The following is a 25,054-nucleotide window of genomic DNA, read 5'->3' as shown; positions in this document are numbered from 1 at the left end:
CTGAGCACACTCCTGAAGCAGGAGGGGGGAATCAAGGAGATAATAGCTCAGATTCAAACCCAAATAATCCTCCTACTGATGGTGATAATTCTCAGCCTAACCAGAGTGATAAGCCCTTTGTTTATAAAGTGTTAGTAGAAGACGTTACAGGAACGTGGTGTGGACACTGTCCATCTGTTGCACGAGCTATTCAAAGAGCTAAAAATGCGGATAATCCACTTAAGGAAAAGCTTGTTGTAGTTGCTATTCACAATGGAAATGGGAGGGAACCTATGGAAATTATCGAAAGTTATAGATTGATAAATCACTTTAAAAGATTGCCTAATCTTAGCTTTACAGGATTTCCGTGGCTCATATTCAACCGAAACCAAGAAATCCGTGCATTCAACGCACCAACACGTATTTTTGAGCGTTTGGAAAAAACACCAATATCTCCTATTGGGATAAAAATTTCTTCTCAGTTAAATACTACTGGTGGAAATATATCAGTAAGTTTCAAAACAACGGAAAACCTTGAGGGACTAAAATACCATATTTTTGTTACACAGGATAATCTCGTCTATAGTCAATCAGATTATGAACAGGGAGGGTACAATCATAATTTCAAACACGATGAAGTATTGAGAGCAGTGTACGGAAAAACAGCAGGAAATGAGTTAGGTACGTTAACGAAAGGTCAAGAAGTAACTAAGGAAAATCAGCAGGTTAGCTATACACTACTTCAAAATGGTACAATGGATAAGGTAAAAGTAGTTGTTTTTGTTACCAATGCGGCAGGAGCGGTGGTAAACGTTCAAGAAGCTAAGGCAAACCAAACGAAAGATTACGAATATGTAAAGTAATAAGTTACTTAAACTAATATATAAGCAAAATTCAAAATAGGTTTTAGTATTATCTTTTTAATACTGAAACTTATTTTTTTATTTCTAAAATAAAACCCAAAAGAATAGTTTTTTTGCTTCTAAAGTTGTACATTTGCCTGAACGTAAAATAATTGAAGATATGAAAAAATTACATTACTTTAAGCTATTTACTGTGTTGGCAGTAATTATTACGATGTTCGCTTGTACCAAAGAGGGTAATAATTCGGAAGGAACGTATTATTTCAGAGCGAAAATAAACGGAAACAAAACAGAAGCAATCTTGCATCATGCAGCCATTGGTGAAGTGAACGGAAAAGCAGTTCTGTTTTTGTATGGCAGATGGGGAGAGAAACTCGTTCAAGGAATAGACATCAAGCATTTTGATTTTCCGAAAGCCTTAGGAGATTATACCATTGATAATGAAGCTAAAACGATAACAGCGACATATCAAACTAAGGAGGAATTATTCAATTCTTCAAAAGGGAAATTCTCTATTGAAAGTGTTACAGACAAAACCATCAAAGGAACGTTTGAATTTACCTCAGATGGGACAACTATCACAGAAGGAGCGTTTTATCTACCTTTACTTAATGTGGGTTCGGTGAATACACCAGATGTAGATGTTGAGGTGCAAAGCATTCTTTCTGAAATAAAACCTGAAACAATACAGCGACTTAAAGAAGGAGGAATGGCTATTCACGAAGGAAATAATCCGCCAAATATTGAGGGAATCTATTTGTCTTCACCTCACGTTTTGATGCAACCTTACCCTAATGATACCCATTTAAAAGGGCATATCTGGCCTGACTATCGTTACCGAATTTCAATCCAGAAAAACGGACACGCCATTTTGGATTACAAAGCATCTGATGCTAATGGTAGCGGTATAGGCGTTTACATTACCGGAAATGGTAATAAGTTCACGCTTTATGCTCGTGTTTTTGGTCAAGAAAAAGGAGTTAGAAAGTCTGATATTACCGTAATTTCGGGTGAAGTTACTCCTGAGGGGATTAAAAACTTCACTTCTTCCTATGTACTTACGTGGAAGCAGGGCGATACTTCCAACACCATATTAATGCCTGTGGGAGCTCATCGAGTAAGTGGTGATAAAGACGGATTGGCTCAGAAAGTAGATACATATTAAAGAAATTAAGCATCTTTATTCCTAATTTCTATATTCTTGAAATAACATAGATGAAGGAAAAGCATAAAACCGACTTAAAAATAGTCGGTTTTTTTCGTTATTGGTGTCACTCTAGTAGAATTATTCCCCTTTTTAAAGGAGTAAGGGGATATTATAGGCGATATTAACTAAATCCTGAAACATTTTATTGTCACTCCAAGCGGAGTCGAGGAGAAATTATAAAGAATTCTATTTCACTCAGCCTGACAAGAGGTATTCTGTTTCGGTTTTGTATTGTACCTTTTGGGAATACTAAAATTCTGTAACAGGATAAGGTTACTCCAGTTATATTATTCCCCCTTTTAAGGGGGTAGGGGGATATTATAGACTAGATTACCTAAATCCTGAAACATTTTATTGTCATTCCGAGTGGAGTCAAGGAGTGAGGAAAAGGGGATTTGACTTCGCTCAGCCTGACAAATGCTTTTCTATTTCGGTTTTGTATTGTACCTTCTGGGAGTAATAAAAGTAATTATAAGGAAATAATTTCTACGGATGTTAAATAAAATAAAAATAACTTCTTTTCTTTTGAAAATCAGAAAATAATAACTACCTTGCCCTACGTAACAATCCTAAAAATAATGAGTATGATAAAAACAACTTATCTTAAAGAATTACGGCAAAAGGAGTATACACAAGTATTGCTTAATATCTGCACTTTTGCCAAGCAAGAAGATTTGGAAGTATTGGAGCTAAAAGCTATTTTTGAAGCGTTTGAACAAAAAGTGAAAGCACTTGATAGTTCTTCCAGTAAGGAAACTACAAAAGAGCAAACCAAAACGGTAGAAGAAGCTGATTTTGTAAGAGATAAGACTTTTACAGCATTAACTGCCGTAATACGTGCCTATCTTCTTTCTCCCGATGAGGCTCAGGCAGGGAGAGCCAGAAAACTCATTGATGAGATTGAAAAATATGGCAAAAAGATTACCAGACAATCGCATAAGGCTGAGACTACTTCCATTCGGAATATTATCAATGACATCAATCAGTCTGAAAATATGAAGGCAACCATTACTGAATTACATTTAGATACTTGGCTTACACTTTTAGGTAAACAGAATGAGGAGTTCGAGAAAATTTATAACGCTCGTACCAAGCAAAAATCGGAAGAGGAAACAGGTAAATCCAAAGTAGCCAGAATCGAAGCACAAGAAAGTTTTGAGTATTTTGCTAAAGCGATTAACTCCTATGCTTTCGTTCGTGGTGAGGCTCTTTATAAAAATCTTGCTGATAAAATCAATACCGAAATAGCACAGGCTTTGAGTAACATTCGCAAAAGAAGAAAAAAAGATTCTAAGGAAGAATAATAATTTTGGTGTTCAATAACTTATTAAATCCGTATTGTTTATGAAGAAATGGAGTATAGTACTAAGTATGATAACATTGCTTATAGGTTGTTCTGCTAAGGACAATAGTACTAAAAGTATGATGCAAGGCGTTTGGGTGTTGGAAAGCTGTTCTGATGCGCAGGAACCTAACATAATTTTATCAGATTGTCAACGAAAAACATTTTATCAGTTTGGTGATGATTTTGTTTTTCATTCACTTTCCTTTGAAGAAGAAGGAAAGTGCCAAACGATTGTAAGTAAAAACAGCTCGTACAGGGTGGATGGTAATCAGGTTTATATTAATGATGATGAGAATTTATTAATTTTGGTAGAAGGAGATAAACTTACAACTCATACAACAACCAAAAGAAGCTTTGACCCTGTAGTAAATGTGTACAGAAAAATGAAATAAGATACAAGTAACTTACAAAGGTGAGCAAAAAGTAAATAGTTTTTGGTATCTTTTTGTATGAAACAAATGTAGTGTTATATATAAAAAAGTGTATCTTTGTCCCAATATTTAATAGTAAAAATAGAAAAAAAATGAGTAAAGGACCTATTTCACAATTTATAGAAAAGAATTTCTTGCATTTCAACGCAGCGGCATTGGTAGATGCGGCAAAGGGCTATGAAACGCATCTTTTGGAAGGCGGAAAAATGTTGGTTTCTCTTGCCGGAGCGATGAGTACTGCCGAGCTGGGGATTTCACTGGCAGAGATGATTCGTCAGGGGAAAGTGGATATTATTTCTTGTACAGGGGCAAACCTTGAGGAAGATGTGATGAACCTTGTGGCACATTCGCATTACAAACGTGTACCAAATTACCGCGACCTTACGCCTCAGGACGAGTGGGAACTTCTTGAAAATCATTACAATCGAGTAACGGATACTTGTATTCCTGAAGAGGAAGCTTTCCGCCGTTTGCAGAAACACTTGGAAGAGGTTTGGCATAAAGCAGAAAAGAATGGAGAACGCTATTTTCCACACGAGTTTTTATACCAAGTGGTAAACTCAGGCGTATTGGAACAATATTACGAAATTGACCCGAAAAACTCTTGGATTGTAGCTGCTGCTGAACGTAACTTACCTATTGTTTGCCCAGGTTGGGAAGATTCGACTACAGGAAATATTTTCGCGTCGAATGTTATTAAAGGCAACTTGAAGGCTTCGACAGTGAAATCAGGTATTGAGTATATGGTGTACTTAACAGAGTGGTACAGAGCTAACTCTGGCGGAAAAGGTGTAGGCTTCTTCCAAATTGGTGGAGGTATTGCGGGAGATTTCCCTATTTGCGTCGTGCCGATGATGTACCAAGATTTGGAATGGACTGATGTACCTTTCTGGGCGTATTTCTGTCAAATCTCTGATTCAACAACCAGTTATGGTTCCTATTCAGGTGCCGTTCCGAATGAAAAAATCACGTGGGGAAAATTGGATATTGACACACCTAAGTTCATCGTTGAATCCGATGCGACAATTGTTGCTCCACTAATTTTTGCATATATTTTAGGGCAGTAAGTTATTATTCTTTCATAATAAATTCAATTTTCGAGAAAAAGGTTTTCCTTCAAAAGAGGAGAGCCTTTTCTTGTTATGGATAAGGAATAAAAGTAGGCGACCTTTGTTTGGAAGATGTTTTGAAATCTTAAATATTTTTACTTTATTTGTTGTTTAAAAGATGATGTAATGAGAACTATTTTCTTGCTTTTTGTAATTCTATTTATTTCCTGTCAACGAACAGAAAACCAATCTTCTGAAATCATTCCTGACGAAAAACTAACTGATTTTGTTAATCCGTTTATCGGAACAGATGGTCCAGGTAATACCTACCCTGGTGCTACACTTCCTTTCGGAATGGTACAACTTAGCCCCGATATTGGTATACCTGGTTGGGATAGGATTGCGGGTTATTTCTATCAAGATAGCATTATTACGGGATTTTCACACACACACCTTTCAGGGACTGGCGCTGGTGATTTGTACGATATTTTAGTGATGCCAACCAATAGTCGTTTTAGTGAACGTATTGAGGAAAATTCACGTAAGCCTTTTTCAAAATTTAGTCACGATAAGGAAGCCGCTACAGCAGGATATTACACAGTGGATTTACTCAGTTATGGGATTAAGGCAGAACTTACAAGTACGGAACGCGTTGGTATTCATCGTTACACGTTTCCGAAAGATGAGCAAACAAAAATTAATGTTGATTTGGGGTTTGCAATGAATTGGGACGCTGCCACAGACACGCATATCAACATAGTGAATAATACAACCATCGAAGGGTATCGTAAATCCACAGGTTGGGCAAAAGACCAACAGATTTATTTTGTGATGCAGTTTTCTAAGCCTTTTTCGGGTTATATTCTTTTTAATGATGAGAAGGAAACAACCAATCCTACAACAGGAAAGAATACGCGAGTAGAGCTTTTATACAATACGCAGCAGAACGAGCAAATAATCGTAAAAACAGCTCTTTCCACCGCCAATATAGAAGGAGCCTATGCTTCAATGAAAGCAGAGACAAGTGATTTTGATTTTGACAAATACCGCAAACAAGCCAATGATGCTTGGGAAAAAGAGTTACAAAAGGTGCGAATCGTGTCCGATGACCGAAATAAAAAAACAATCTTCTACACGATGCTGTACCAGTCAATGTTATGTCCAACCCTTTTGAGTGACCCTAATGGGAATTACAAAGGAGCAGATAATCAGGTAGGAAAAGCAGAAGGTTTTAAACGTTACGATACTTTTTCATTGTGGGATACATTTCGTGCTACACATCCACTTTTTACTATTACCCAACCTGAACGCACTAACGATTTCATTCAGTCGCTTTTAGCTCATTACAAAGAAACGGGGAGGCTTCCTGTTTGGTCTATGCAAGGCAACGAGACGAATATGATGATAGGGTATCACGCTGTTCCTGTGGTGATTGATGCATATTTTAAAGGTTTCCCGATGGATTCAGAATTGGCATACAAGGCTTGTAAGGAGAGTGCAATGGTAGATGAGCGTCAGATAGATTTATATAAGAAATTAGGCTATGTTCCTACCGATGGGCATCACGAAAACTGGTCGGTATCCAAAACAGTGGAGTATGCTTATGGGGATTGGTGCATTGCGATGTTTGCTAAGGCTTTAGGGAAAACTTCTGATTATGAGTATTTTTTGAAACGTTCTAAAAGTTGGGAGAATCATTATGATAAAAAATCAACTTTTCTTCGTCCGAAAGATAGTAATGGAGAGTTCGTAAGTCCTTTTATTCCAAAGGAATATACGCCTTATTTTTGCGAGAGTAATGCGTGGCACTATTTCTGGTTTGTTCCGCAAAATATTCCTCAGTTGGTTAGCACAGTAGGAGGGGAGGAGCGTTTTGAACAGAAATTAGACTCAATGTTCAGTTATTATCCTCTTCCTGAGGACAAACTCCCCATTTTCAGCACAGGAATGATAGGGCAGTACGCACACGGAAATGAGCCAAGTCATCACGTTGGATTTTTGTATAACTATGTGTCGAAACCCTCAAAAACTCAAGAGATTGTACAGCAAATTCTCAAAACTCAATACCAAAACCAACCTGACGGACATTGCGGGAATGAGGACTGCGGACAGATGTCGGCTTGGTTTGTGTTTTCTTCCTTAGGATTTTATCCTGTGAACCCTGCACAAGGCGTATATATGTTTGGAAATCCGTATTTTAAACAAGCTCAAATTCAATTAACAGAAGGCAAGAAGTTTGAAATTAAAACCGAAAATTTTTCTGACAAAAACAAGTACATAAAGGCAATATACCTCAACGGGAAACCTTATAAAAAACTCTATATCAGTCATAAAGATATTATCAAAGGCGGTACACTAACGTTTGAAATGAGTGATGTGCCTAACGATGAGGTTTTAGGAGGATATGAACTACCTGAGGTTGATAAGGTTTATTGATGTGTATTTGAGAAAACGTTTCTGTATTCATTTAAAAATGATTATCTTTGCCCACAAAATTAAGAATTTATGAGTGCTATTGTAGCTATTGTAGGACGTCCTAACGTTGGAAAATCAACTTTTTTTAATCGACTTATTAAACGCCGTGAGGCGATTGTTGATGCCGTTAGTGGAGTTACTCGCGATCGTCATTATGGAAAAACGGATTGGAATGGAGTTGAATTTTCGGTTATTGATACGGGAGGATATGTAGTAGGAAGCGATGATATTTTTGAAAAAGAGATAGATAATCAGGTCAATTTGGCTATTGAAGAAGCAGATGCCATAATTTTTATGGTAAATGTGGAAGATGGAGTAACAGGTATGGACCAAACTGTAGCTGATTTGCTCCGACGTTCTAAAAAACCAATCTTTCTTGCTGTAAATAAAGTGGATAGCAACAATCGTATTGCTGACGCACAGGAGTTTTACGCTTTTGGGTTCGATAATCTTTACACGCTTTCAAGCATTAATGGAAGTGGAAGTGGTGAACTTTTAGATGATTTGGTAAAAGTATTACCAGAACGTGAAAGTAGGCAAGAGGAAGAGCTTCCTCGTTTTGCGGTGGTGGGGCGTCCTAATGCGGGAAAGTCTTCGTTCATAAATGCGTTGATAGGAGAAGACCGATATATCGTGACCGATATTGCGGGGACAACCCGTGATGCGATTGATACCAAGTACAATCGTTTTGGGTTTGAATTCAACTTGGTTGATACAGCTGGAATTCGCAGAAAATCAAAGGTTAAGGAAGATTTAGAATTTTATTCCGTAATGCGTTCTATCAGAGCTATCGAAAATTCAGATGTTTGTATTTTAATGATTGATGCAACTCGTGGCTTTGAAGGACAGGATAGTAACATATTTTGGCTTGCTGAAAGAAACCGAAAAGGAATTATAATTTTAGTAAATAAATGGGATTTGGTAGAAAAGGGGAATAACACTACTAAAGAATATGAAGCTTTGATTCGCAAGGAAATAGCTCCGTTTACTGATGTTCCGATTATATTCGTATCAGCACTTAATAAACAACGTATTTACAAGGCGATAGAAACGGCTGTTGAGGTTTACAAAAATCGCTCAAAACGTGTTCCAACACATAAACTTAATGAAGTGATGTTGCCTATTATAGAGAACTATCCGCCACCTGCCATTAAAGGTAAATATATCAAAATTAAGTATTGTATGCAATTACCTACACTGATGCCTCAGTTTGTATTTTTTGCAAATCTGCCTCAATACGTTAAAGATCCGTATAAACGATTTATAGAGAATAAATTACGAGAACATTTTGATTTTACTGGGGTTCCAATAGATGTGTATTTCAGGCAAAAATAGATAATAAAAAAACAGGGAATTGAAAATCAATTCCCTGTTTTTTTGTTTTTAGGCTTCACAACTGCTACAATTTACAAAATTCATTATCATTTCTTTTGCAACAGATTGACTACGTTGATAGTATAGCGTTTTTACTCCCAATTTCCAAGCTTCAATCATCACTTTATTGACGTCTTTGATAGGCATTATCGACGGAATGTTTAGGTTTAAACTTTGCGTTTGGTCGATATAGGCTTGACGTTGTGCAGCTTGTGTTACAATTTCCATTGGTGAAATTTCCTTGAATGTTTTGAATACATTTTTTTCTTCCTGTGTAAGTTCTGTTAGGTGCTGTACTGAGCCGTCATTCAGTCGTATGCTTCGCCAAGTATCCTCGTTATTTATACCTTTTTCTTCTAATAATTGTGTTAGATATTTATTCTTACGCATAAAGTTTCCTTTAGCCAAACCAACTTTGTAATAATTACTTGAATAAGGCTCAATTCCTGGTGAAACTTGCCCTAAAATAGCTGAGCTTGAGGTGGTTGGTGCGATAGCCATTGTGGTTGTATTTCGGCGTCCGTATCCTTTTAAAAGCTCAGGTTCACCATAAATGTGTGCCAGTTCTTGAGTGGCTTTGTCAGCTTCTTCACGAATATGTTTAAAGGCTCTTGCGTTGAATTGTGTAGCTTCGAAACTTTCAAACGGAATCATATTTTTCTGTAAATAAGAATGATATCCCAAAACTCCTAAGCCCAAAGCTCTGTGACGAATAGCAAAATTACGAGCTGATTGCAAATAGTAATTATCTTTAGTTTTTTCAATGAATTCGGAAAGCACAGCATCTAAGAAGAAGATAGCCAGTTTTACAGCTTTTGTGTCTTTCCATTCGTCAAATAATTCCAAATTCATTGATGACAAACAACAAATAAATGATTCGTCTGCTCCTGATGGAAGCATAATTTCACTGCACAAGTTGCTTGAACGAATCAACATATTTTTGTCTTTATAAACTTTAGGACGATTGCGATTTACGTTATCTGTAAAGAAAATATAAGGTAATCCTTTTTGTTGGCGACTTTCAAGAACTCTTGCCCAAAGTTTGCGTTTTTCAAGGTCACCATCAATCATTTCTTGCATCCAATAATCAGGGACACATAGGCCAAAGAAAAGGTTTTGTATAGGGAATCCTACATCTTTTATTTGAAGAAATTCCTCAGCATCAGGGTGGTCGATGTCCAAATAGGCTGCAAATGCACCACGACGCACACCTCCTTGTGAAACCACGTCCATAGCTGAATCAAACAACTTCATAAAACTTACAGCTCCGCTTGATTTTCCGTTGTCAGTAACCGCCGAGCCACGACTGCGAAGTTCTCCAAAATATCCTGAAGTTCCTCCACCAATTTTTGTTTGCATAATGACCTCGCCGAGTTTGTGAGTAATCCCCTCGATGCTATCTGGTACGTGGACATTAAAACAAGATATGGGTAAGCCACGCTCAGTTCCCATATTCGCCCAAATAGGTGATGAAAAACTAATCCAACCTTTAGTAATCATTTCCTTGAAAGCGGGTTGTAGCTCTGGTTTGTAAAGTCTACGAGCGGCTGCACAAGTAATGCGGTCAATTGCACCTTCTACAGTTTCTCCTTTTAATAAATAACCACGATTGAGGATTTGTTCCGATTCATCGTTGAGCCACCATATATTCGTTTCTTCATTCATATTGATTTGTTCTTTAGTGTTAATTGATTTTTTATATTTTTTTTCTTGTTTTCTATTTTTATTATTATCTAAAGATATTATTTTTCTATTGCGTCTAATTCTTTTTTTAAGAAAGGTTTAAGTGATTCAAATTCAAAAATGAATCCTGTTTGTTTTGCTTTTTCATTAGAAACTCGACTTCCCTCAAGTAAAAGGACTGAAGCATCTCCAAAAATCCACTTTATTAAAAAAGCGGGTATATTGGGTAAATATATTTTCTTGTTGATGCATTCTGCCAAAAGATATGTCATTTCTCGGTTTGTAACATTTTTTGATGCAACAACGTTGTACGTTCCTCCGAGTGAATTTTCGATGGTATGTTTTATAAATCGGCAAACATCATTTATAGCTACCCAAGGAATATATTGTTTGCCACTTCCCAGAACTGCCCCAAAACCTAAAGTTATCGGCTTTAACATTTTAGGTAAAGCTCCTTCTTTTGCACTAAGGATTACTCCAAAACGTAATTTGGTTACTTGTGTTGCTACATTATAGAATGCATCTGCCGCATGTTCCCATTGCAGACAAACATTGCTTAAAAAATCATTTCCGTAAGAGGCTTCTTCTGTGTAGATATTACTTGTGGTTTTTGTTCCGTAGTATCCTACTGCCGAAGCGCTTATGAAAGACTTTAGTTTGATGTTCTCCGCTTTTAACTTCTTTAAAAGAAGTTCAGCTGATTGAATTCTGCTTTCTATTATTTTTTGTCGTTGCGTCGCCGTCCACCGCCCCTCAGCGATAGAAACTCCTGCCAAATGTACTATATGTTTCACTCCAACCAAACTCTTCACATCTAAGTATTGTTTGTCAATATCCCATTGGTAATCATTTGGTTTTTGCACTTTTCGTGTTAGGAAACGTATTTCATATTCTGATTTTAACAGAGTTGCTAATTGTTTGGAAAGCATTCCGTTAGCTCCTGTAATAAGGACAATATCTTTTTCCAAATTATCTTACAATTTATTGTTTGTGAAAAATGAAAATCAATACAAACTCCGACAAAGATAAAACCATACAAGTTAATTTTGGTACTATGAGTGAATAACTTTTCAACAAGGTTTTAACAATTTTCGAAAGCATTCGTAGAATCAATCTTTTACAAAAAAATAAAGTGAGTGATTTTTTGTCACTCACTTTTTATTACTAAAACGATATTAAATTTGTCTATGAAATTACACCTATTTGGTAATGATTCCTATTTCTGCAAAAGAAGCTCTGTTTGAATTATCAGTAACGGCAGTTGAACTTAGTCTGATAAATTTCGCTTTTTTAGTATCAAAATGAATTCTTTGCTCGATAGGATTATTTTTTATATTTCCAAATTCACCCTCGGAGGCTTTTACCCATTTTTTTCCATCAAGGCTAACCTCAAATACATAATGGCTGATGGTTCCTGAAGCCCATCTGTCTTGTGCTGGTAAGTAGGTAAATCCTTTTAGGTCGAGCGTTTCACCTAAGTTGATTGTTACAGACTGATTTACGCCCTCTTGAGGAGTTGAAAAAGAAGTTTTTGGGTCTTCATCGATGATACTCATTGTTTTTGATAAATCTCCTGAACTTACAGCTGTTACATTCCATAGTTTTTTTGAAACATCTACTTGGTGTGTTGAAACATCACTAAATTTATTTCTTGCTCTATCAAAAGAAATGGTTTTCAGTGTTGTAGGTTCATCTAAAAAGAATGGTTTTTCATATTTTAAAGAGTTTTCCGTAGGATTTGTTCCATCTAAAGTATAGAAAATTTCTGTATTTTTTTCTGGTGCAGATAATGAAATGTCACCGTCTTTTGAGCGTTTGAATTTAGGTGCAACCAATAGGTTAGGAGCATTGTAAATTCCAATATTTGAAATGATAGGAATATCTTTTGAATCAATGATTGTAAAGCGAATCTTAGAAGTGGTAACAGGCTCAAAACGTAGAATACGTTTGTAACCAATTGTAGTTTGTTTGTCAATTGTATTCCATTGTCCGTCTGCCTGATATTCAAGTTTGAACTCTTTAACTCTTTGTCCTAAAGGGATATACTCTTGAACTAAAAATCGGTTAAAAGTTATTGGCTCATCGAAAGAGAATTCTAACATAGCAGTTTTAATGCCCTCATCGGTTGTCCAATATGTACTATTATTATCATCAGCTACATTTTCTACCTCAAACAGAGAGTGTTTTTCTCGTACGTTTGATGCTTTAATATTTGCTTTAGATATCAGGTTGTTGCTGAAATCGGCATCAATTACATATTTTAATTCCATTAGGCGTTTTATGTCATTTTCGTGAACTAATCCTCTGGTATCAACTGGTAAATTTAGCAATAAAGATGCATTTCTACCCACAGAATTATAGTAGATAGCCACAACTTCTTCTAACGACCGTACTTGGTGGTCTTCGCGTTTGTGGTAATACCATCCTGGACGAATTGAAACATCAGCTTCTGCAGGAATCCATTTATCTCCATCTTCATCTCCTTTTTGTAAATGTTCACGTTTGGAGTGTCCAGCCCAAGTGTTGTCATTATTAAAAGATGCCCAGTTGGTTTCTGTTCCGTAGCCATATTCGTTTCCAATCCAACGAACATCAGGACCTCCATCTCCAAAAATAACAGCATTCGGTTGTAACTCTCTGACAATTTGATTTACTTTATCCCATTGATAATACGTTTTAGAGTCAATTTTACGTTCTTCATTTGCTCCGCCATAATAGCCAGTACCTCCGTTAGCTCCATCAAACCAAACTTCAAAAATTTCTCCGTAGTTGGTAAGTAATTCACGAAGTTGATTGTGGAAATAAGTAACGTATTCTTCTTTCCCGTATTTTGCGTGATGTCTGTCCCAAGGCGATAAATATACACCAAATTTCAATCCAGCTTTTTTACAAGCTTCAGAAAGTTCTTTTAGTAAATCTCCTTTTCCATTTTTCCAAGGAGAATTTTTTACAGAATGTTCTGTGTAGGCAGAAGGCCATAAACAGAATCCGTCGTGGTGCTTTGCTGTGATGATAATTCCTTTCATTCCAGCACTTTTAGCAACTCTAACCCATTGATTTACATCTAAATTCGTTGGGTTAAATTTTTCAGGTTTTTCATCTCCTAATCCCCATTCCATATCAGTGAAAGTATTCATATTGAAATGAATAAAAGCATAATATTCCAACTGATGCCAATCTAATTGACGTTGTGAAGGAATCGCTCCAACTGCTTTAGGTTCCTTAATGGTTTTACAGGAAAACAATAAACCTGTAATTGCTAAAAAGATTAATGTTCGTGTAGTTTTCATTGTATTTAAAAAATTAATTGCACACTATTTTTCTTATAAATATTTGATTATGTTTCCAATTTTATTAGATTATACTTTCTGAGTTTTGTAGGTCTTTAGCCGAATTTGTATTTTCAGAGTTATTTTTTTGAATTGTATCAGATTGTAAATTAATTTTTTGCATTTGATTTTCTAAATCACTATCATAAAAATTATTAATTCTTAAAATAATCTCATTGAAGGTGTTTTGCATATTTTTGATACTTTTCTGAACGTCTTGTTTTTGAAAATTAGGATTATTTTTTACGTTGTCAGCAAGTTCTTTTACTTGAGTTTCAAATAATCTGAAACGAGCTTTTACCGCAGGAGCGTTAATTTTTTCAGGAAAGGCATCTTCCGCAAGAAGCTGTTTTAATTCTTCTTCGATTTGCATAAGCCAGAAAAATACAGTGTAGTATGAACTTTCCACAGACGATTGCTCTTTGATAATTTTGTCGGAGTATTCTCCAATTTTTGAGAAATATTTTGTCGGAATTTGAAGAGTTGGTCGATAGAATAGAATATTATCACCATTTTTTGAATCTTCTTCAAAGGATAGCTTGATGCTGTGTGTACCTTCATTTTTTGGTGTAAAAGTAAGTTGAAGTTCTTTCCAATCATCATCAAGTTGCTTGATTTTCTTTTCGTTATATTTTTCAGAGTAAAAAGAGTCTAACACAAAAATTTCCTTAATTAGAGTTTCCTCTTTTTCAGAAAAGCTTAAGGTTAGTGTATTGTAATTAAATTTTTTTGCAAAAACAGAAAATGTATATGGAATGTTTTTAACCAGAAATTTGTTCCATTGTATGAAAGAAAGTTCTTTATCCTTTTTCTTTTCAAAACGAAAAATAGTGTCTTTCAGGTTGTTATGAGTACGCCAATCTCTTTCAACTGTGGCATTTTCGTGAATGGTTTTTACGTTAACAGGGAATAAACGATTGTAAACTAATAAAGAATCTGGATTTGAATTGATAAGATTTTCTGTGTTTTTGATTTTTGAGGGAGCCATACTAACAATCACTTGCATCAATGACTGGAAAGCTTTCCAACTTCTGATTTCAGTTTGAGCGTTTACTGAGATATTTGATATATCAAATTCTTCAAAATCAATGGATTTTGTTTTATATTCTTTCTGAAGTTCGTTTGTATTTTTGTTATTTTTACAGGAAAATAAGGTGGTTAGTACTAGTATTATTAATAGTTGATATGCCATATCTACATTTTTAAAGCCCAAAGATAAGATTTTAAAAAGAGAAAACAAAATAGATTTGTATAGTTATGAATATGAGATACAAAAAATATAGCCAAGTTATTCAATAACTTGGCTACAATAATAAATCTAAAAACCTAAATGACTATTTAGCTAACTTGTTCAAATGTTTTGCTAAACTACTTTTTAAATTTGATGCTTTATTGCTATGAATGATATTTTTCTTAGCTAACTTGTCTATCATTGAAATAACTTTAGGGAATAGCTCTTTTGCTTCATCTAAATTCTCTAAAGCACGTAATTTTCTAACAGCGTTACGAGCTGTTTTGTGTTGATAACGATTGCGTAGACGAGCAGCTTCGTTTCTTCTAATTCTCTTTAATGCTGATTTATGGTTTGCCATTGTTTGATACTTTCTTTATTTTAGTTGAGATATATGAATTTATATCTAAAAATTTGTAGTCCGTAGGGGAATCGAACCCCTGTTACCAGGATGAAAACCTGGCGTCCTAACCCCTAGACGAACGGACCTTAAAAAACAAAACTATTATTCTATGTTACGAAAATTTGTAGTCCGTAGGGGAATCGAACCCCTGTTACCAGGATGAAAACCTGGCGTCCTAACCCCTAGACGAACGGACCATTTTTCTCAGAACTTACAATGTGACCCTTGCCTCATTGCGGTTGCAAATGTACAACAATTTTTTATTCCTGCAATAGTTGAAGTGAAAAAAAATATTTTTTTTTAAATTTTGGTTTTTAATTTTCTGATAATTAATGTTTTAATTTTCTTCTCAGAATGAATTATTTTTTTAAAAGATCACTAAAGTAAAAAAATTTTTGAAGAAACAGTCTTACGAGAAACAATTGTAAGATTATTCTTTTGATTTTTTCTTCATTATGTATTATAAAATACTTTTAAGAAATAGAAAGTTATATTGATAAATTTAATCTATTTGCTTTGTAATGTTAAATTTTTTCTTAAAATATTGCTTATTAATGTGTTTTTTCTTATGTTTGTCCCCTAATTTTTAATTTTTGATTAATATATAGAGTTAGATGAAGCAAACAAGATTATTTAAGGATTTTTTTAATAGTGAAAAAGCAGGTGGAGTAGTACTCATTATTTGTACAGTAGTTTCCTTACTTGTTGCAAATAGTTCTTTTGGGGATGAATATCTTGGGTTTTGGCATACTTCTTTTCAAGGACACAGCATAGCTCATTGGGTAAATGATGGATTGATGGCGATTTTCTTTTTACTTATTGGTTTGGAATTAGAAAGAGAGGTATACAAAGGAGAATTATCGAATATTAAAGATGCTTTGTTACCTATTTTTGGGGCGTTGGGAGGAATTTTGTTACCTGCAGGGATTTATCTTTTGTTCAATTTTGGTACGGAAACACAATCAGGAGCAGGAATTCCTATGGCAACGGACATTGCATTTGCTTTGGGAATTTTAGCTTTACTTGGTAGTAGAGTTCCAGTTTCATTGAAGGTCTTTTTAACTGCATTAGCCGTGATTGATGATTTGGGTGCGATTATCATCATCGCGATATTTTATACTAAAGAATTGTTCTTGTCGAACCTTTTCATAGCATTGGGTATTTTTGCTTTTTTATTGGTTTTGAATAGATTGAAAGTTAGAAATTTGATTCCCTATATTATAGGTGGTGTTGTTATGTGGTATTTTATGTTACATTCGGGGGTTCACGCTACTATAACGGGTGTGTTACTTGCTTTTGCAATTCCTTTTGGGAATGGAGATGAAAAATCAACATCGTATTTGTTACAACATTTTCTGCATAAGCCTGTTGCGTTTGTTATTCTACCAATTTTTGCTTTGGCTAACACGGCAATTTTATTCAATGGAAATATCTCAGAGACTTTAACAGAGAATTATAGTTTAGGAATATTACTCGGTTTGGTGTTGGGTAAACCTTTAGGAATATTTCTGTTAACCTATTTGGCTGTAACTTTCGGATTCTGTAAATTGCCTTCTGAATTAAATTGGAAATCTATATTTGGTGTGGGACTTTTGGGAGGAATTGGTTTTACAATGTCTATTTTTATAACGTTGTTGGCTTTTGATAATGAGTTAATTATAAATAATGCAAAACTAATTATCTTAATATCTTCATTATTGGCGGGTAGTCTTGGTTTTGTTACTTTAAAATTATCCTTAAAAGCAAGAAATACGATAGAAGAATAGAGTTTTTATTGAGAATAAATTAAATAGATGATGTAAATTCACCAAGGAGATTTCATACTTAATTTCTTTGGTGAATTTTTTATTAGAATATGGAAGAAAACAAATATCAAATTCGTAAGGCTACATTCGCTGATTTTCACGAAATCTGGAAAATTATTTTGTATGCTAAAGAAGTCCGTAAGCAAGAAGGAAGTCGGCAATGGCAAGACGGTTACCCAAATGAAAACACAATACAAAATGATATTGAAAAAGGGTACGGAAACGTGATTGTATCTGAAGGAAAATTGTTGGGATATTTTGCTTTAATTTTTGATAAAGAATCTGCTTATGAGTCAATTGAAGGAAAATGGAAAACACAAGGAGATTACGCTGTTGTCCACAGAATGGCTGTAGCTAAAGATATTAAAGGCAAAGGTATGGGGAAAAAAATCCTTCAAAAAGTAGAAGAAATGAGCATTGAAAACAATGTGTTTAGTGTGCGTATTGACACCAATTTTGATAATATTCCTATGCTTAAGATAATCGAAAAATTAGGTTATGAATATTGCGGTGAGGTCTATTTTAGAGGTGCTGCTCGTAAGGCTTTTGAAAAAAAATTAACACCTAATAAAAATTGTTACTTTACTGAATAATCAATTTATATTAATGTTTGATAAACAAAAAATCCTCATTATATTTGCAGATATAATTAACCTTTTTTAGATGAAATTAATTAACTATTTGCATCAGGAAATAAAATTGGCAAAACCTCTTTTGGAGGATGTTGATAAAATATTTGATTATCAAGAAGTTAAAAAAGGAACAGTTCTTTTTAAGGAAGGAAGTAAGTCACAACAAGTTTTCTTTTTTGAGAAAGGACTTGCACGAATGTTTTATCAGAAAGATGGCAAGGATATTACACATTTCTTTTTTTCAGAAGATATGTTTTGTCTTTCAACACAAAATATTTTTCTGCAAGAAAGACATTTTCAAAATATAGAAATACTGGAAGATAGTATTCTTAGAGTGGCTAACTTTGAAGTTATAGAGAATTACTTAGAAATAATTCCTCAGATTAATAGATTGATTTTCAAAGAATTTAGTAATTATATACAAATGTTGAATCATAAAATCTATGGTTTGCAATTTCAAACGGCAGAAGAGCGTTATTTGCACTTACTCACTCAGCACCCCAAAATTTTACAACGAGTTTCACTCGGGCATATTGCCTCTTATTTGGGAATTACACAGCAAACATTGAGTGTAATCCGTAGAGAAACAGCTAAAAATAAGTAATTTACAGAGATGTTGTTATAGTTTTATAATGTTTTTTAATAAATATTAAAAGTTTTAAACTGAACTCAAATTATTTTTGCCTCCGAATTTTCAAAAACATTTTTATGAAATATTCTTTCACAATTATTATTGGTCTATTGGCGTTTAATGTTTCTGCTCAAAGTCTCTCTTTTTCAGAGGCTTTGGATAAAATGTATGGCGGAAATCAAAAGTTAAAAGGTATTGAAAAGCAACAAGAAGCGTCGGTTTTTGAGCAAAAATCGTACAGAGGCTTATATTTCCCTCAAGTGGGGCTTAGTGCCAGTTATTTACATATGAGTGATGCTTTGTATTTGGATATGAACGGAACGCGTGATAAGATAGTACAAAGCATTTCTAGTTTACCCCCATCACCGATTTTAGGGCAATTATTGGCTCCTATGATGCCTCATTTTCAGAAAGATTGGAATTATAAATTTCAAGAACCTGATATTTTCAAATTTACGGCTGACCTTAAATGGGTGTTATACGCAGGGGGAAAGGTTCGTGCCGCAAACAAAGTAGGTTCTTTCAAGGCTGAAATTGCTAATGAGGAATTAGAAAAAACAGAAAACGCTCTCATTTCAGAATTGGCTGAACGCTATTTTCAAACCCAATTGGCACAATCTGCAATTGAGGTACGTCAGAAAGCTTTAGAATCTGCTAAATCTCATTATATCAACGCTCAAAAACTTGAAGCAAACGGAATGATTGCTCCAATTGAAACAATGCAAGCAGAAAGAGCAGTTACTGATGCTGAGAGAGAACTTCTGGCATCACAGAAAGATTTTGAACTTGCCCAAACAGCTCTTTGGGGAGTGATAGGAGGAGAGCAAGGGGCAGTCTTTACAAAACTTTCAACTGAGTTGTTCGAGGTAGGTGTACTTAAACCATTGGAATTTTACCAGCAACAAGCAAAGGAAAATTATCCAGCTATAGTTCAAGCTCGATTGAAAAAGCAAATGGCTGAACAAAATACTAAGGTACAACGATCAGCATTTTTGCCAGATGTAGCTGTAGTGGGAAAAAAATATATTTGGGAAAAGAACTTACCTATTACTGAGCCTAATAATTGGTATGTAGGAGTTGGGCTTCAATGGAATTTGTTTAATGGTTTTCAGGATAAAAATCGCATATCTCAAGCAAAATCTATTCAAGAAAGTGCGGAACTTCTAACGGCTCAAGCAGAAAAAGATATTCAAACTTTGGTTAAAAAATATTACACCGAAATACAAAAACAACAAGAACAATTACAAAGTTTAGAAAAAAGTATACGTTTTGCCGAAGAATTGGTTCGTGTACGTCAGAAATCTTTTACAGAAGGATTTAGTAATTCTACCGATGTAGCAGACGCAAATCTTTACTTAGCAGCAATCAAAATAAAACGCTATCAAGCGATGTTCGAAATGGATAAGACACTCGCACAATTGCTGGAAACTTGTGGTTTGAGTAAGGAATTCGTAAATTATGTAAAGTAATAAAAAATATTTAATATTGTTTCTATACAAAAAATTAAGATAATGAAAAGAGGAAATATAACAGGAATTATCAGTACAATAATCATTTTTCTACTTGTTATTGGAGTTTCTATTTGGATTTTTAGCAGTTCTGAGCCAGTTTATTTACAGGGACAAGTAGAGGCTAAACAGATAAACGTAGCTCCTAAAGTACCAGGACGAGTAAAAACGATTTACAAGAAAGAAGGTGATTTGGTAGAAGCTGGAGATTTACTTTTGGAACTTGAAAGTACAGAACTTGATGCTAAACTTTCACAGGCTCAAGCTGCTCGATTAGCTGCTCAGGCTCAGTCTAATAAGGCACAGAAAGGAGCAAGAGCAGAACAAATACAAGGTGCTTATAACGTTTGGCAACAAGCTCAGGCAGCTGCTGATTTGGCTGAAAAAACATACCAAAGAGTGAGCAATCTTTATGAAGATAAGGTACTTCCTGCACAAAAAAAGGACGAGGCTTATACACAAATGATTGCTTTACAAAAACAGGCACAAGCAGCTCAATCTCAGTATGAAATGGCAAAAAATGGAACTCGTTCTGAGGATAAAGAAGCCGCTCAGGCTTTGGTAGCTCAGGCTCAGGGTGTAATTACTGAGGTAGAAGCCTATAAAGAAGGAGCAAGAGTGTTTGCTCCATCACGTGCTGAAATCCAAACAATTATACCTAATGAAGGTGAAATAGTAAATGCAGGTTATCCCGTTATGAATCTCATCGACCCAACGGATAAATGGGTGGTTTTCAATATTCGAGAGGATAAAATGAATCAATTTAAAATGGGAGCAAAGTTTAAAGTAATTGTTCCAGCACTAAATAATGAAACTATTGAATTGGAAGTGAGACACATAGCTCTACAAGCCGATTTTGCTACTTGGACAGCAACAAAAAGCAAAGGCGATTTCGACCGAAAAACATTTGCTATCAAGGCTTATCCAATTCGTGATGTGAAGGATTTACGTGCAGGGATGTCGGTTTTGGTTGCTGAGTAATTTGTGAGGAAATAATTCCTTACTTCAATGATTTTCCAGTTATGAAGCATTTTTTATTTATTTTCTACAGTGAGTGGAAGAATCTTCTTTTTGCACCCAAACGGCTATTTTATGTACTAGTTTTGCCTTTGTTGCTTTTTACTCTTCTTAGTTTACTTTTCAAAAGTGAGGTACCGAGGGATTTGCCAATGGCTTACATAGATAGAGACCAAACTCAGCTTTCTTCAAAGTTAGTGACTATGCTTGATGCCACTCCTTCTATTGAGATGGCGGTTCCTGTAACAGATGAATCGGAAGCAAGAAAACTTATCCAACAACAGAAAGTTTTTGGTTTTATAGAAATACCTTCAGATTTTCATAAGAAAATTTTACAAGGGAATTTTCAAGAAGTTGTTTGTTATACTAATGGACAGTTTATAATGGCTTCAGGGCTGATATCCAGAGATTTTCAGACAACTCTTGGTACTTTTTCGGCAGGTGTTACTATGCAAAAGAAAACTCAGAAAGGAATGCAAACTCAAAAGGCTCTCGCAGAAGCCCAGCCTATATTGATAGATGAACACGTGTTGTACAATCCTTTTACGAATAATGCTTTTTATTTGCTTACAGCCCTCCTTCCGATGATGTTACAAATGGTTGTGGTGATGGTAACCGTATATGTTCTTGGTATAGAATTTCGATATCAACAAGGAAAATATTGGCTTGAACAAAGTGGAGGAAATCCTGTTATAGCATTGATAGGTAAATTATTACCCTACACAATTGCTCTATTTTTTGTAGCTTGGTGGATGAATTTCCTCTTGTTCAAACTTGTGGGTGCTCCTTTACAAACAACGATGTTTTCGGTAACTTTGATGACTTGTCTTTTGGTAATAGTTTATCAAATCATTGGAATTACGATTGCTTCTGTTATTCCAGATTTTCGTACAGCACTTACCATTGGAAGCGGATTTACGGCTATTGCCTTTTCTTTTTCAGTTTATACATTTCCTGTGGAAGGATTACCCGCTTCAATGCAGTATTTAGCCAACGTGTTTCCGTTTACGCACTTTTTGGAATATTATGTAAACAGAGCAGTTAAGGGAACACCTTTCTTATTTACTTGGAAACCAATAGTATCGTTGAGCCTTTTTATGTTGTTATTTGTGTGGGGATACGGAAAATTTGTAAAAATGATTAAAAAAGGAGGATATGAAAAAGCTTAATGACTATTCACAGGCATTTATGAAAACGTTTTTCTGGGAATGGAAATACATTTTCAGAGACAAAGCGGTATTCTCATCTTTCATTTTAGTTGCTGTTTTGGTTTCTTTTTTGTACACATATTTGTATTCAAGAGAAACTTTGCAAGAATTACCTATAGGAATAGTAGATGAAGACAATACAGCCAATAGTAGACAATTTTTACGTATGTTAGATGCTACAAGTCAGGTAGTTATTACTGGTTCGTATGCAAACTTGCAAGAAGCTGAACAAGAATTTAAAAAACAGCATATTAGAGGTATTGTAATTGTACCAAAAGATTTTAATAAAGATTTGCAACGAGGAGAGCAACCTGTAGTCTCTGTCTTCACAGATGCCTCATACTTATTGTATTACAAACAAGTATTGACTGCAACAAAAATGAGTGCTACTTATATGAATGTAGGGGTACAACTTAAAAAAACAGCATCACAAGGAAAGCTTCCTTCACAAGCCAAAGATGATGCCCTTGCGGTAGGGGGCAAGGTGGTTAGTTTATATAATCCTTCATTAGGATATGCTACATTTTTGATTCCTGCGGTTTTGGTAATTATTTTCCAAACGACAATCCTAACCGCAATAGGAATTTTAGGCGGGACAATGCGTGAAGAAAGAAAATTTCACAAACTTTATGCAAATTCGGAAGGATTTATCGGTTCTTTATTTATAGTAATGGGAAAGGCAACCGCATATCTGATTATCGGATTAATAATTCTTCTGATGATGTTAGGTATTGTGATGCCAATCTTTGGAATCCCAATGCGTGGTGATTTTCTTTCTGTGGTAGCGTATATGATACCTTTTTTGTTAGCTGTAGTATTTTTGGGTATTTCTTTGGTTAATTTTTTCAAAAGAAGAGAAGATGCCATATTGCTGGTAATGTACACTTCCATACCTTCTATACTTTTAATTGGTATTGCGTGGCCTCCACAAGCGATGCCTCAGTGGTTGGAGAAACTTAGTTATCTTATTCCCACTACATTAGGAGCAAAAGGCTTTGTGTCATTAACTCAAATGGGGGCAACTTTGCCAACAATACAAAATTTCTGGTTTGGAATGTGGGCATTATGTATTCTTTATTTAGTACTTGCGGTTTTCTCTATCAGAAAAATGATAAAAGAATAAAGAATTTTATTATTTTTGCCGAGTATTTTTACTATCACAGAAAAAAGAAAATGAAAAAGAAATTACTATCAATAAGTCTTCTTGTTGCTCTGATTTTTTCAGGTTGCAACAACACCAAAACGAAAACCAATTCATCTGATGAAAATGTAGAGGCGAATGCAGAAATCACTGAATTTGTGCCACTTCCTGAAGAAACTATCATTACCAATTCCGAAGATGATATTCAGGTTTACACCGTGAAAATTGGCAATGACCCCGAAAAAAGCCATTTAACGGCTTCATTTCCAGTTACAGCGTATGAGTTTGTAAATCAAAGTGAAAAAGCTTTTACTGAAACTCTTGTAGACGAATTTAAACAAACTTTCAAGGAAGACCGAAATAAGGAATCTGTATCTAGTTTGGATTTTAATCAACACTTTGAAGTTAAATATCATTCAGCAGATTTTCTTATATTTCTTCACGAGCGAAATGTTTCTTACGGAAATACTTACGATGATTCTTTCATAGTTTCAGCTTTTGATTTGAAAAATAAAAAGAAACTTCAACCTAAAGATTTTTTCAAAAATGAAGTAAGTTTTGAACAATTTGCACAAGAAATGAAAAATATAGGTCGCGATTTGCTGAAAAAACGCATACAAGAATCTTCAAGTTATGCCAATGATGAGGAGCGAAACGAAGTGTTAAAATCGTTGGAAGAAGCTCTGACAGAAGGAACACTTCCTAACGAAAAAAACTACGACGGATTGTTCTTTGATGAGAGAGGCGATTGGTATGTTCTTTTCGATAAATATCAGATTGCTAGTGGTTCAATGGGAGATTTCACAATACAAGTTCCGAAAGATATCATTGAAAAGTATGTTAGCGACACTTTCTTGCAAATTTTCAAAAAAGAAGAAAGTAGCACTCAAATTTCTGATGTAAATATTTCTAAACCAACATATTCAGAAGTAGATTGCTCGAAAGTTCCGTGTGTGGCACTTACTTTTGATGACGGACCTTCGGTGTATACCTCACAGCTTTTGGACGCTTTAAAGGAGGAAGATGTAAAGGCTACTTTTTTCGTATTAGGGAAGTCGGCATCGGTTCAAAAACAGACACTTAAGCGTATGGCAGAAGAAGGGCATAACATCGGTAATCATTCGTATGACCACAAAGATTTTCGTAAAATTTCAGACGAGGAAGCATTACGACAAATCAACCTTACCGATGAAATTGTGTCAGGAATCACGGGTGAAAAACCACGATATTTCCGCTTTCCGTATGGGGCTCATACTAAGGAAAATTTAGCAATGGTAGGCAGACCTGTAATTATGTGGAATGTTGACCCTCTCGACTGGAAATACCGTGAGGCAAGTCGTGTAGGCGAAGCTATGTCAAAAACTTCACCACAAGGGATTATTTTGGCTCACGATATTCATAAAAGTACGGTACAGGCAATTCCACAAGTAATTAAAAATTTAAAATCGCAAGGCTATCATATTGTGTCACTTGATGATTTATTCCGCCAGAAAGAATTGAAAAACGGACAAATTTATTCTAGTGGGAGATAGTATTATCAGAAGAAAAATACACCAAACTTGTTTAAACTTTTCGAATAAATGTTAGTATAATCCCTATATACAACATAGCCATCCAAGTTGTGTTTAGGGTTTCATATCTTATAATCAATCTTTTAAAACCATCAAGCCACGCAAAACTCCTCTCTATTTTAAACCGATTTTTATATAATTCTTCGTCAAAATAAATGTTTTCATTTTGTCC

21 protein-coding genes and 2 tRNA genes are annotated in these 25,054 nt (G+C 35.0%); 15 read left to right on the top strand and 8 right to left on the bottom strand.

What is annotated here, in order from left to right:
* The 7 genes from YW9_RS0106915 to der all read left to right on the top strand — a co-directional run.
* On the top strand, positions 1-842 hold an 842-nt coding region (locus YW9_RS0106915; RefSeq protein WP_020493785.1), incomplete at its 5' end, for an Omp28-related outer membrane protein.
* Between the two features lie 160 nt (positions 843-1,002).
* Entirely contained in the window at positions 1,003-2,007 is a 1,005-nt protein-coding gene (locus tag YW9_RS13070; RefSeq protein WP_018279461.1) for a hypothetical protein, read from the top strand.
* Between the two features lie 626 nt (positions 2,008-2,633).
* Positions 2,634-3,353, top strand: a complete 720-nt coding sequence (locus YW9_RS0106905; RefSeq protein ID WP_018279460.1) for a DUF6261 family protein — start codon at positions 2,634-2,636, stop codon at positions 3,351-3,353.
* A 67-nt stretch (positions 3,354-3,420) separates the two neighbouring features.
* Positions 3,421-3,786 (top strand): lipocalin-like domain-containing protein, encoded by a 366-nt coding sequence (locus YW9_RS0106900; RefSeq protein WP_018279459.1) that lies wholly within the window; start codon positions 3,421-3,423, stop codon positions 3,784-3,786.
* 131 nt (positions 3,787-3,917) lie between these two features.
* On the top strand, positions 3,918-4,892 hold the full coding sequence (locus YW9_RS0106895; RefSeq protein WP_013997600.1) for a deoxyhypusine synthase family protein: 975 nt from the start codon (positions 3,918-3,920) through the stop codon (positions 4,890-4,892).
* Positions 4,893-5,060: 168 nt separating this feature from the next.
* Entirely contained in the window at positions 5,061-7,310 is a 2,250-nt protein-coding gene (locus tag YW9_RS0106890) for a GH92 family glycosyl hydrolase (RefSeq protein WP_018279458.1), read from the top strand.
* Between the two features lie 69 nt (positions 7,311-7,379).
* Entirely contained in the window at positions 7,380-8,684 is a 1,305-nt protein-coding gene (gene der / locus YW9_RS0106885) for a ribosome biogenesis GTPase Der (protein WP_018279457.1), read from the top strand.
* A gap of 48 nt (positions 8,685-8,732) precedes the next feature.
* On the opposite strand, the gene YW9_RS0106880 is transcribed toward der, so the two are convergent.
* From YW9_RS0106880 to YW9_RS0106850, 7 genes are all read right to left on the bottom strand, one after another.
* Complete coding sequence (locus YW9_RS0106880; protein WP_081615895.1) at positions 8,733-10,412, bottom strand: ribonucleoside-diphosphate reductase subunit alpha; 1,680 nt, start codon at positions 10,410-10,412, stop codon at positions 8,733-8,735.
* A 53-nt stretch (positions 10,413-10,465) separates the two neighbouring features.
* Positions 10,466-11,374, bottom strand: coding sequence for a TIGR01777 family oxidoreductase (locus tag YW9_RS0106875; RefSeq protein WP_018279455.1), 909 nt, complete (start codon positions 11,372-11,374; stop codon positions 10,466-10,468).
* A 231-nt stretch (positions 11,375-11,605) separates the two neighbouring features.
* The gene (locus YW9_RS0106870) at positions 11,606-13,696 is read right to left on the bottom strand and encodes an alpha-L-fucosidase (protein WP_018279454.1); all 2,091 of its coding nucleotides are present in this window, start codon (positions 13,694-13,696) and stop codon (positions 11,606-11,608) included.
* A gap of 64 nt (positions 13,697-13,760) precedes the next feature.
* A complete protein-coding gene (locus YW9_RS0106865; protein ID WP_041997287.1) occupies positions 13,761-14,927 on the bottom strand; it encodes a hypothetical protein in 1,167 nt (388 codons plus the stop codon).
* Positions 14,928-15,069: 142 nt separating this feature from the next.
* A complete protein-coding gene (gene rpsT, locus YW9_RS0106860; protein WP_018279452.1) occupies positions 15,070-15,327 on the bottom strand; it encodes a 30S ribosomal protein S20 in 258 nt (85 codons plus the stop codon).
* A 56-nt stretch (positions 15,328-15,383) separates the two neighbouring features.
* A tRNA-Glu gene (locus YW9_RS0106855) sits at positions 15,384-15,455 on the bottom strand.
* A gap of 39 nt (positions 15,456-15,494) precedes the next feature.
* Positions 15,495-15,566: transfer RNA gene (locus tag YW9_RS0106850), tRNA-Glu, on the bottom strand.
* 417 nt (positions 15,567-15,983) lie between these two features.
* Here YW9_RS0106850 and nhaA point away from each other — a divergent pair.
* The 8 genes from nhaA (at position 15,984) to YW9_RS0106810 (ending at position 24,843) form a co-directional block, all read left to right on the top strand.
* A complete protein-coding gene (gene nhaA / locus YW9_RS0106845) occupies positions 15,984-17,135 on the top strand; it encodes a Na+/H+ antiporter NhaA (RefSeq protein WP_018279451.1) in 1,152 nt (383 codons plus the stop codon).
* A gap of 89 nt (positions 17,136-17,224) precedes the next feature.
* On the top strand, positions 17,225-17,767 hold the full coding sequence (locus tag YW9_RS0106840) for a GNAT family N-acetyltransferase (protein ID WP_018279450.1): 543 nt from the start codon (positions 17,225-17,227) through the stop codon (positions 17,765-17,767).
* A 70-nt stretch (positions 17,768-17,837) separates the two neighbouring features.
* Positions 17,838-18,410 (top strand): Crp/Fnr family transcriptional regulator, encoded by a 573-nt coding sequence (locus tag YW9_RS0106835; protein ID WP_018279449.1) that lies wholly within the window; start codon positions 17,838-17,840, stop codon positions 18,408-18,410.
* 104 nt (positions 18,411-18,514) lie between these two features.
* A complete protein-coding gene (locus tag YW9_RS0106830) occupies positions 18,515-19,906 on the top strand; it encodes a TolC family protein (RefSeq protein WP_018279448.1) in 1,392 nt (463 codons plus the stop codon).
* A gap of 42 nt (positions 19,907-19,948) precedes the next feature.
* The gene (locus YW9_RS0106825) at positions 19,949-20,926 is read left to right on the top strand and encodes an HlyD family secretion protein (protein ID WP_018279447.1); all 978 of its coding nucleotides are present in this window, start codon (positions 19,949-19,951) and stop codon (positions 20,924-20,926) included.
* Positions 20,927-20,967: 41 nt separating this feature from the next.
* The gene (locus YW9_RS0106820) at positions 20,968-22,131 is read left to right on the top strand and encodes an ABC transporter permease (RefSeq protein WP_018279446.1); all 1,164 of its coding nucleotides are present in this window, start codon (positions 20,968-20,970) and stop codon (positions 22,129-22,131) included.
* Positions 22,118-23,293: an ABC transporter permease gene (locus YW9_RS0106815; protein ID WP_018279445.1), complete on the top strand. Its 1,176-nt coding sequence runs from the start codon at positions 22,118-22,120 to the stop codon at positions 23,291-23,293. Before YW9_RS0106820 ends, YW9_RS0106815 begins: the two co-directional genes overlap by 14 nt.
* Positions 23,294-23,343: 50 nt before the next feature.
* The gene (locus tag YW9_RS0106810; RefSeq protein WP_026193879.1) at positions 23,344-24,843 is read left to right on the top strand and encodes a polysaccharide deacetylase family protein; all 1,500 of its coding nucleotides are present in this window, start codon (positions 23,344-23,346) and stop codon (positions 24,841-24,843) included.
* Between the two features lie 31 nt (positions 24,844-24,874).
* Here YW9_RS0106810 and YW9_RS0106805 read toward each other — a convergent pair.
* On the bottom strand, positions 24,875-25,054 hold a 180-nt coding region (locus tag YW9_RS0106805), incomplete at its 5' end, for a transposase (protein ID WP_018279061.1).

Source organism: Capnocytophaga cynodegmi DSM 19736 (assembly GCF_000379185.1).
In the GTDB taxonomy this organism is placed as follows: domain Bacteria; phylum Bacteroidota; class Bacteroidia; order Flavobacteriales; family Flavobacteriaceae; genus Capnocytophaga; species Capnocytophaga cynodegmi.
This window is presented reverse-complemented; position numbering and strand designations above follow the sequence as displayed.

What these genes read in the sequence shown, in the direction of transcription:
- YW9_RS0106825 (WP_018279447.1), top strand. Translation starts at nt 19,949, where the DNA reads ATGAAAAGAGGAAATATAACAGGAATTATCAGTACAATAATCATTTTT.
- der (WP_018279457.1), top strand. Translation starts at nt 7,380, where the DNA reads ATGAGTGCTATTGTAGCTATTGTAGGACGTCCTAACGTTGGAAAATCA.
- YW9_RS0106840 (WP_018279450.1), top strand. Translation starts at nt 17,225, where the DNA reads ATGGAAGAAAACAAATATCAAATTCGTAAGGCTACATTCGCTGATTTT.
- YW9_RS13070 (WP_018279461.1), top strand. Translation starts at nt 1,003, where the DNA reads ATGAAAAAATTACATTACTTTAAGCTATTTACTGTGTTGGCAGTAATT.
- YW9_RS0106835 (WP_018279449.1), top strand. Translation starts at nt 17,838, where the DNA reads ATGAAATTAATTAACTATTTGCATCAGGAAATAAAATTGGCAAAACCT.
- YW9_RS0106820 (WP_018279446.1), top strand. Translation starts at nt 20,968, where the DNA reads ATGAAGCATTTTTTATTTATTTTCTACAGTGAGTGGAAGAATCTTCTT.
- rpsT (WP_018279452.1), bottom strand. Translation starts at nt 15,327, where the DNA reads ATGGCAAACCATAAATCAGCATTAAAGAGAATTAGAAGAAACGAAGCT.
- YW9_RS0106870 (WP_018279454.1), bottom strand. Translation starts at nt 13,696, where the DNA reads ATGAAAACTACACGAACATTAATCTTTTTAGCAATTACAGGTTTATTG.
- YW9_RS0106810 (WP_026193879.1), top strand. Translation starts at nt 23,344, where the DNA reads ATGAAAAAGAAATTACTATCAATAAGTCTTCTTGTTGCTCTGATTTTT.
- YW9_RS0106890 (WP_018279458.1), top strand. Translation starts at nt 5,061, where the DNA reads ATGAGAACTATTTTCTTGCTTTTTGTAATTCTATTTATTTCCTGTCAA.
- YW9_RS0106905 (WP_018279460.1), top strand. Translation starts at nt 2,634, where the DNA reads ATGATAAAAACAACTTATCTTAAAGAATTACGGCAAAAGGAGTATACA.
- YW9_RS0106865 (WP_041997287.1), bottom strand. Translation starts at nt 14,927, where the DNA reads ATGGCATATCAACTATTAATAATACTAGTACTAACCACCTTATTTTCC.
- YW9_RS0106815 (WP_018279445.1), top strand. Translation starts at nt 22,118, where the DNA reads ATGAAAAAGCTTAATGACTATTCACAGGCATTTATGAAAACGTTTTTC.
- nhaA (WP_018279451.1), top strand. Translation starts at nt 15,984, where the DNA reads ATGAAGCAAACAAGATTATTTAAGGATTTTTTTAATAGTGAAAAAGCA.
- YW9_RS0106895 (WP_013997600.1), top strand. Translation starts at nt 3,918, where the DNA reads ATGAGTAAAGGACCTATTTCACAATTTATAGAAAAGAATTTCTTGCAT.
- YW9_RS0106830 (WP_018279448.1), top strand. Translation starts at nt 18,515, where the DNA reads ATGAAATATTCTTTCACAATTATTATTGGTCTATTGGCGTTTAATGTT.
- YW9_RS0106900 (WP_018279459.1), top strand. Translation starts at nt 3,421, where the DNA reads ATGATAACATTGCTTATAGGTTGTTCTGCTAAGGACAATAGTACTAAA.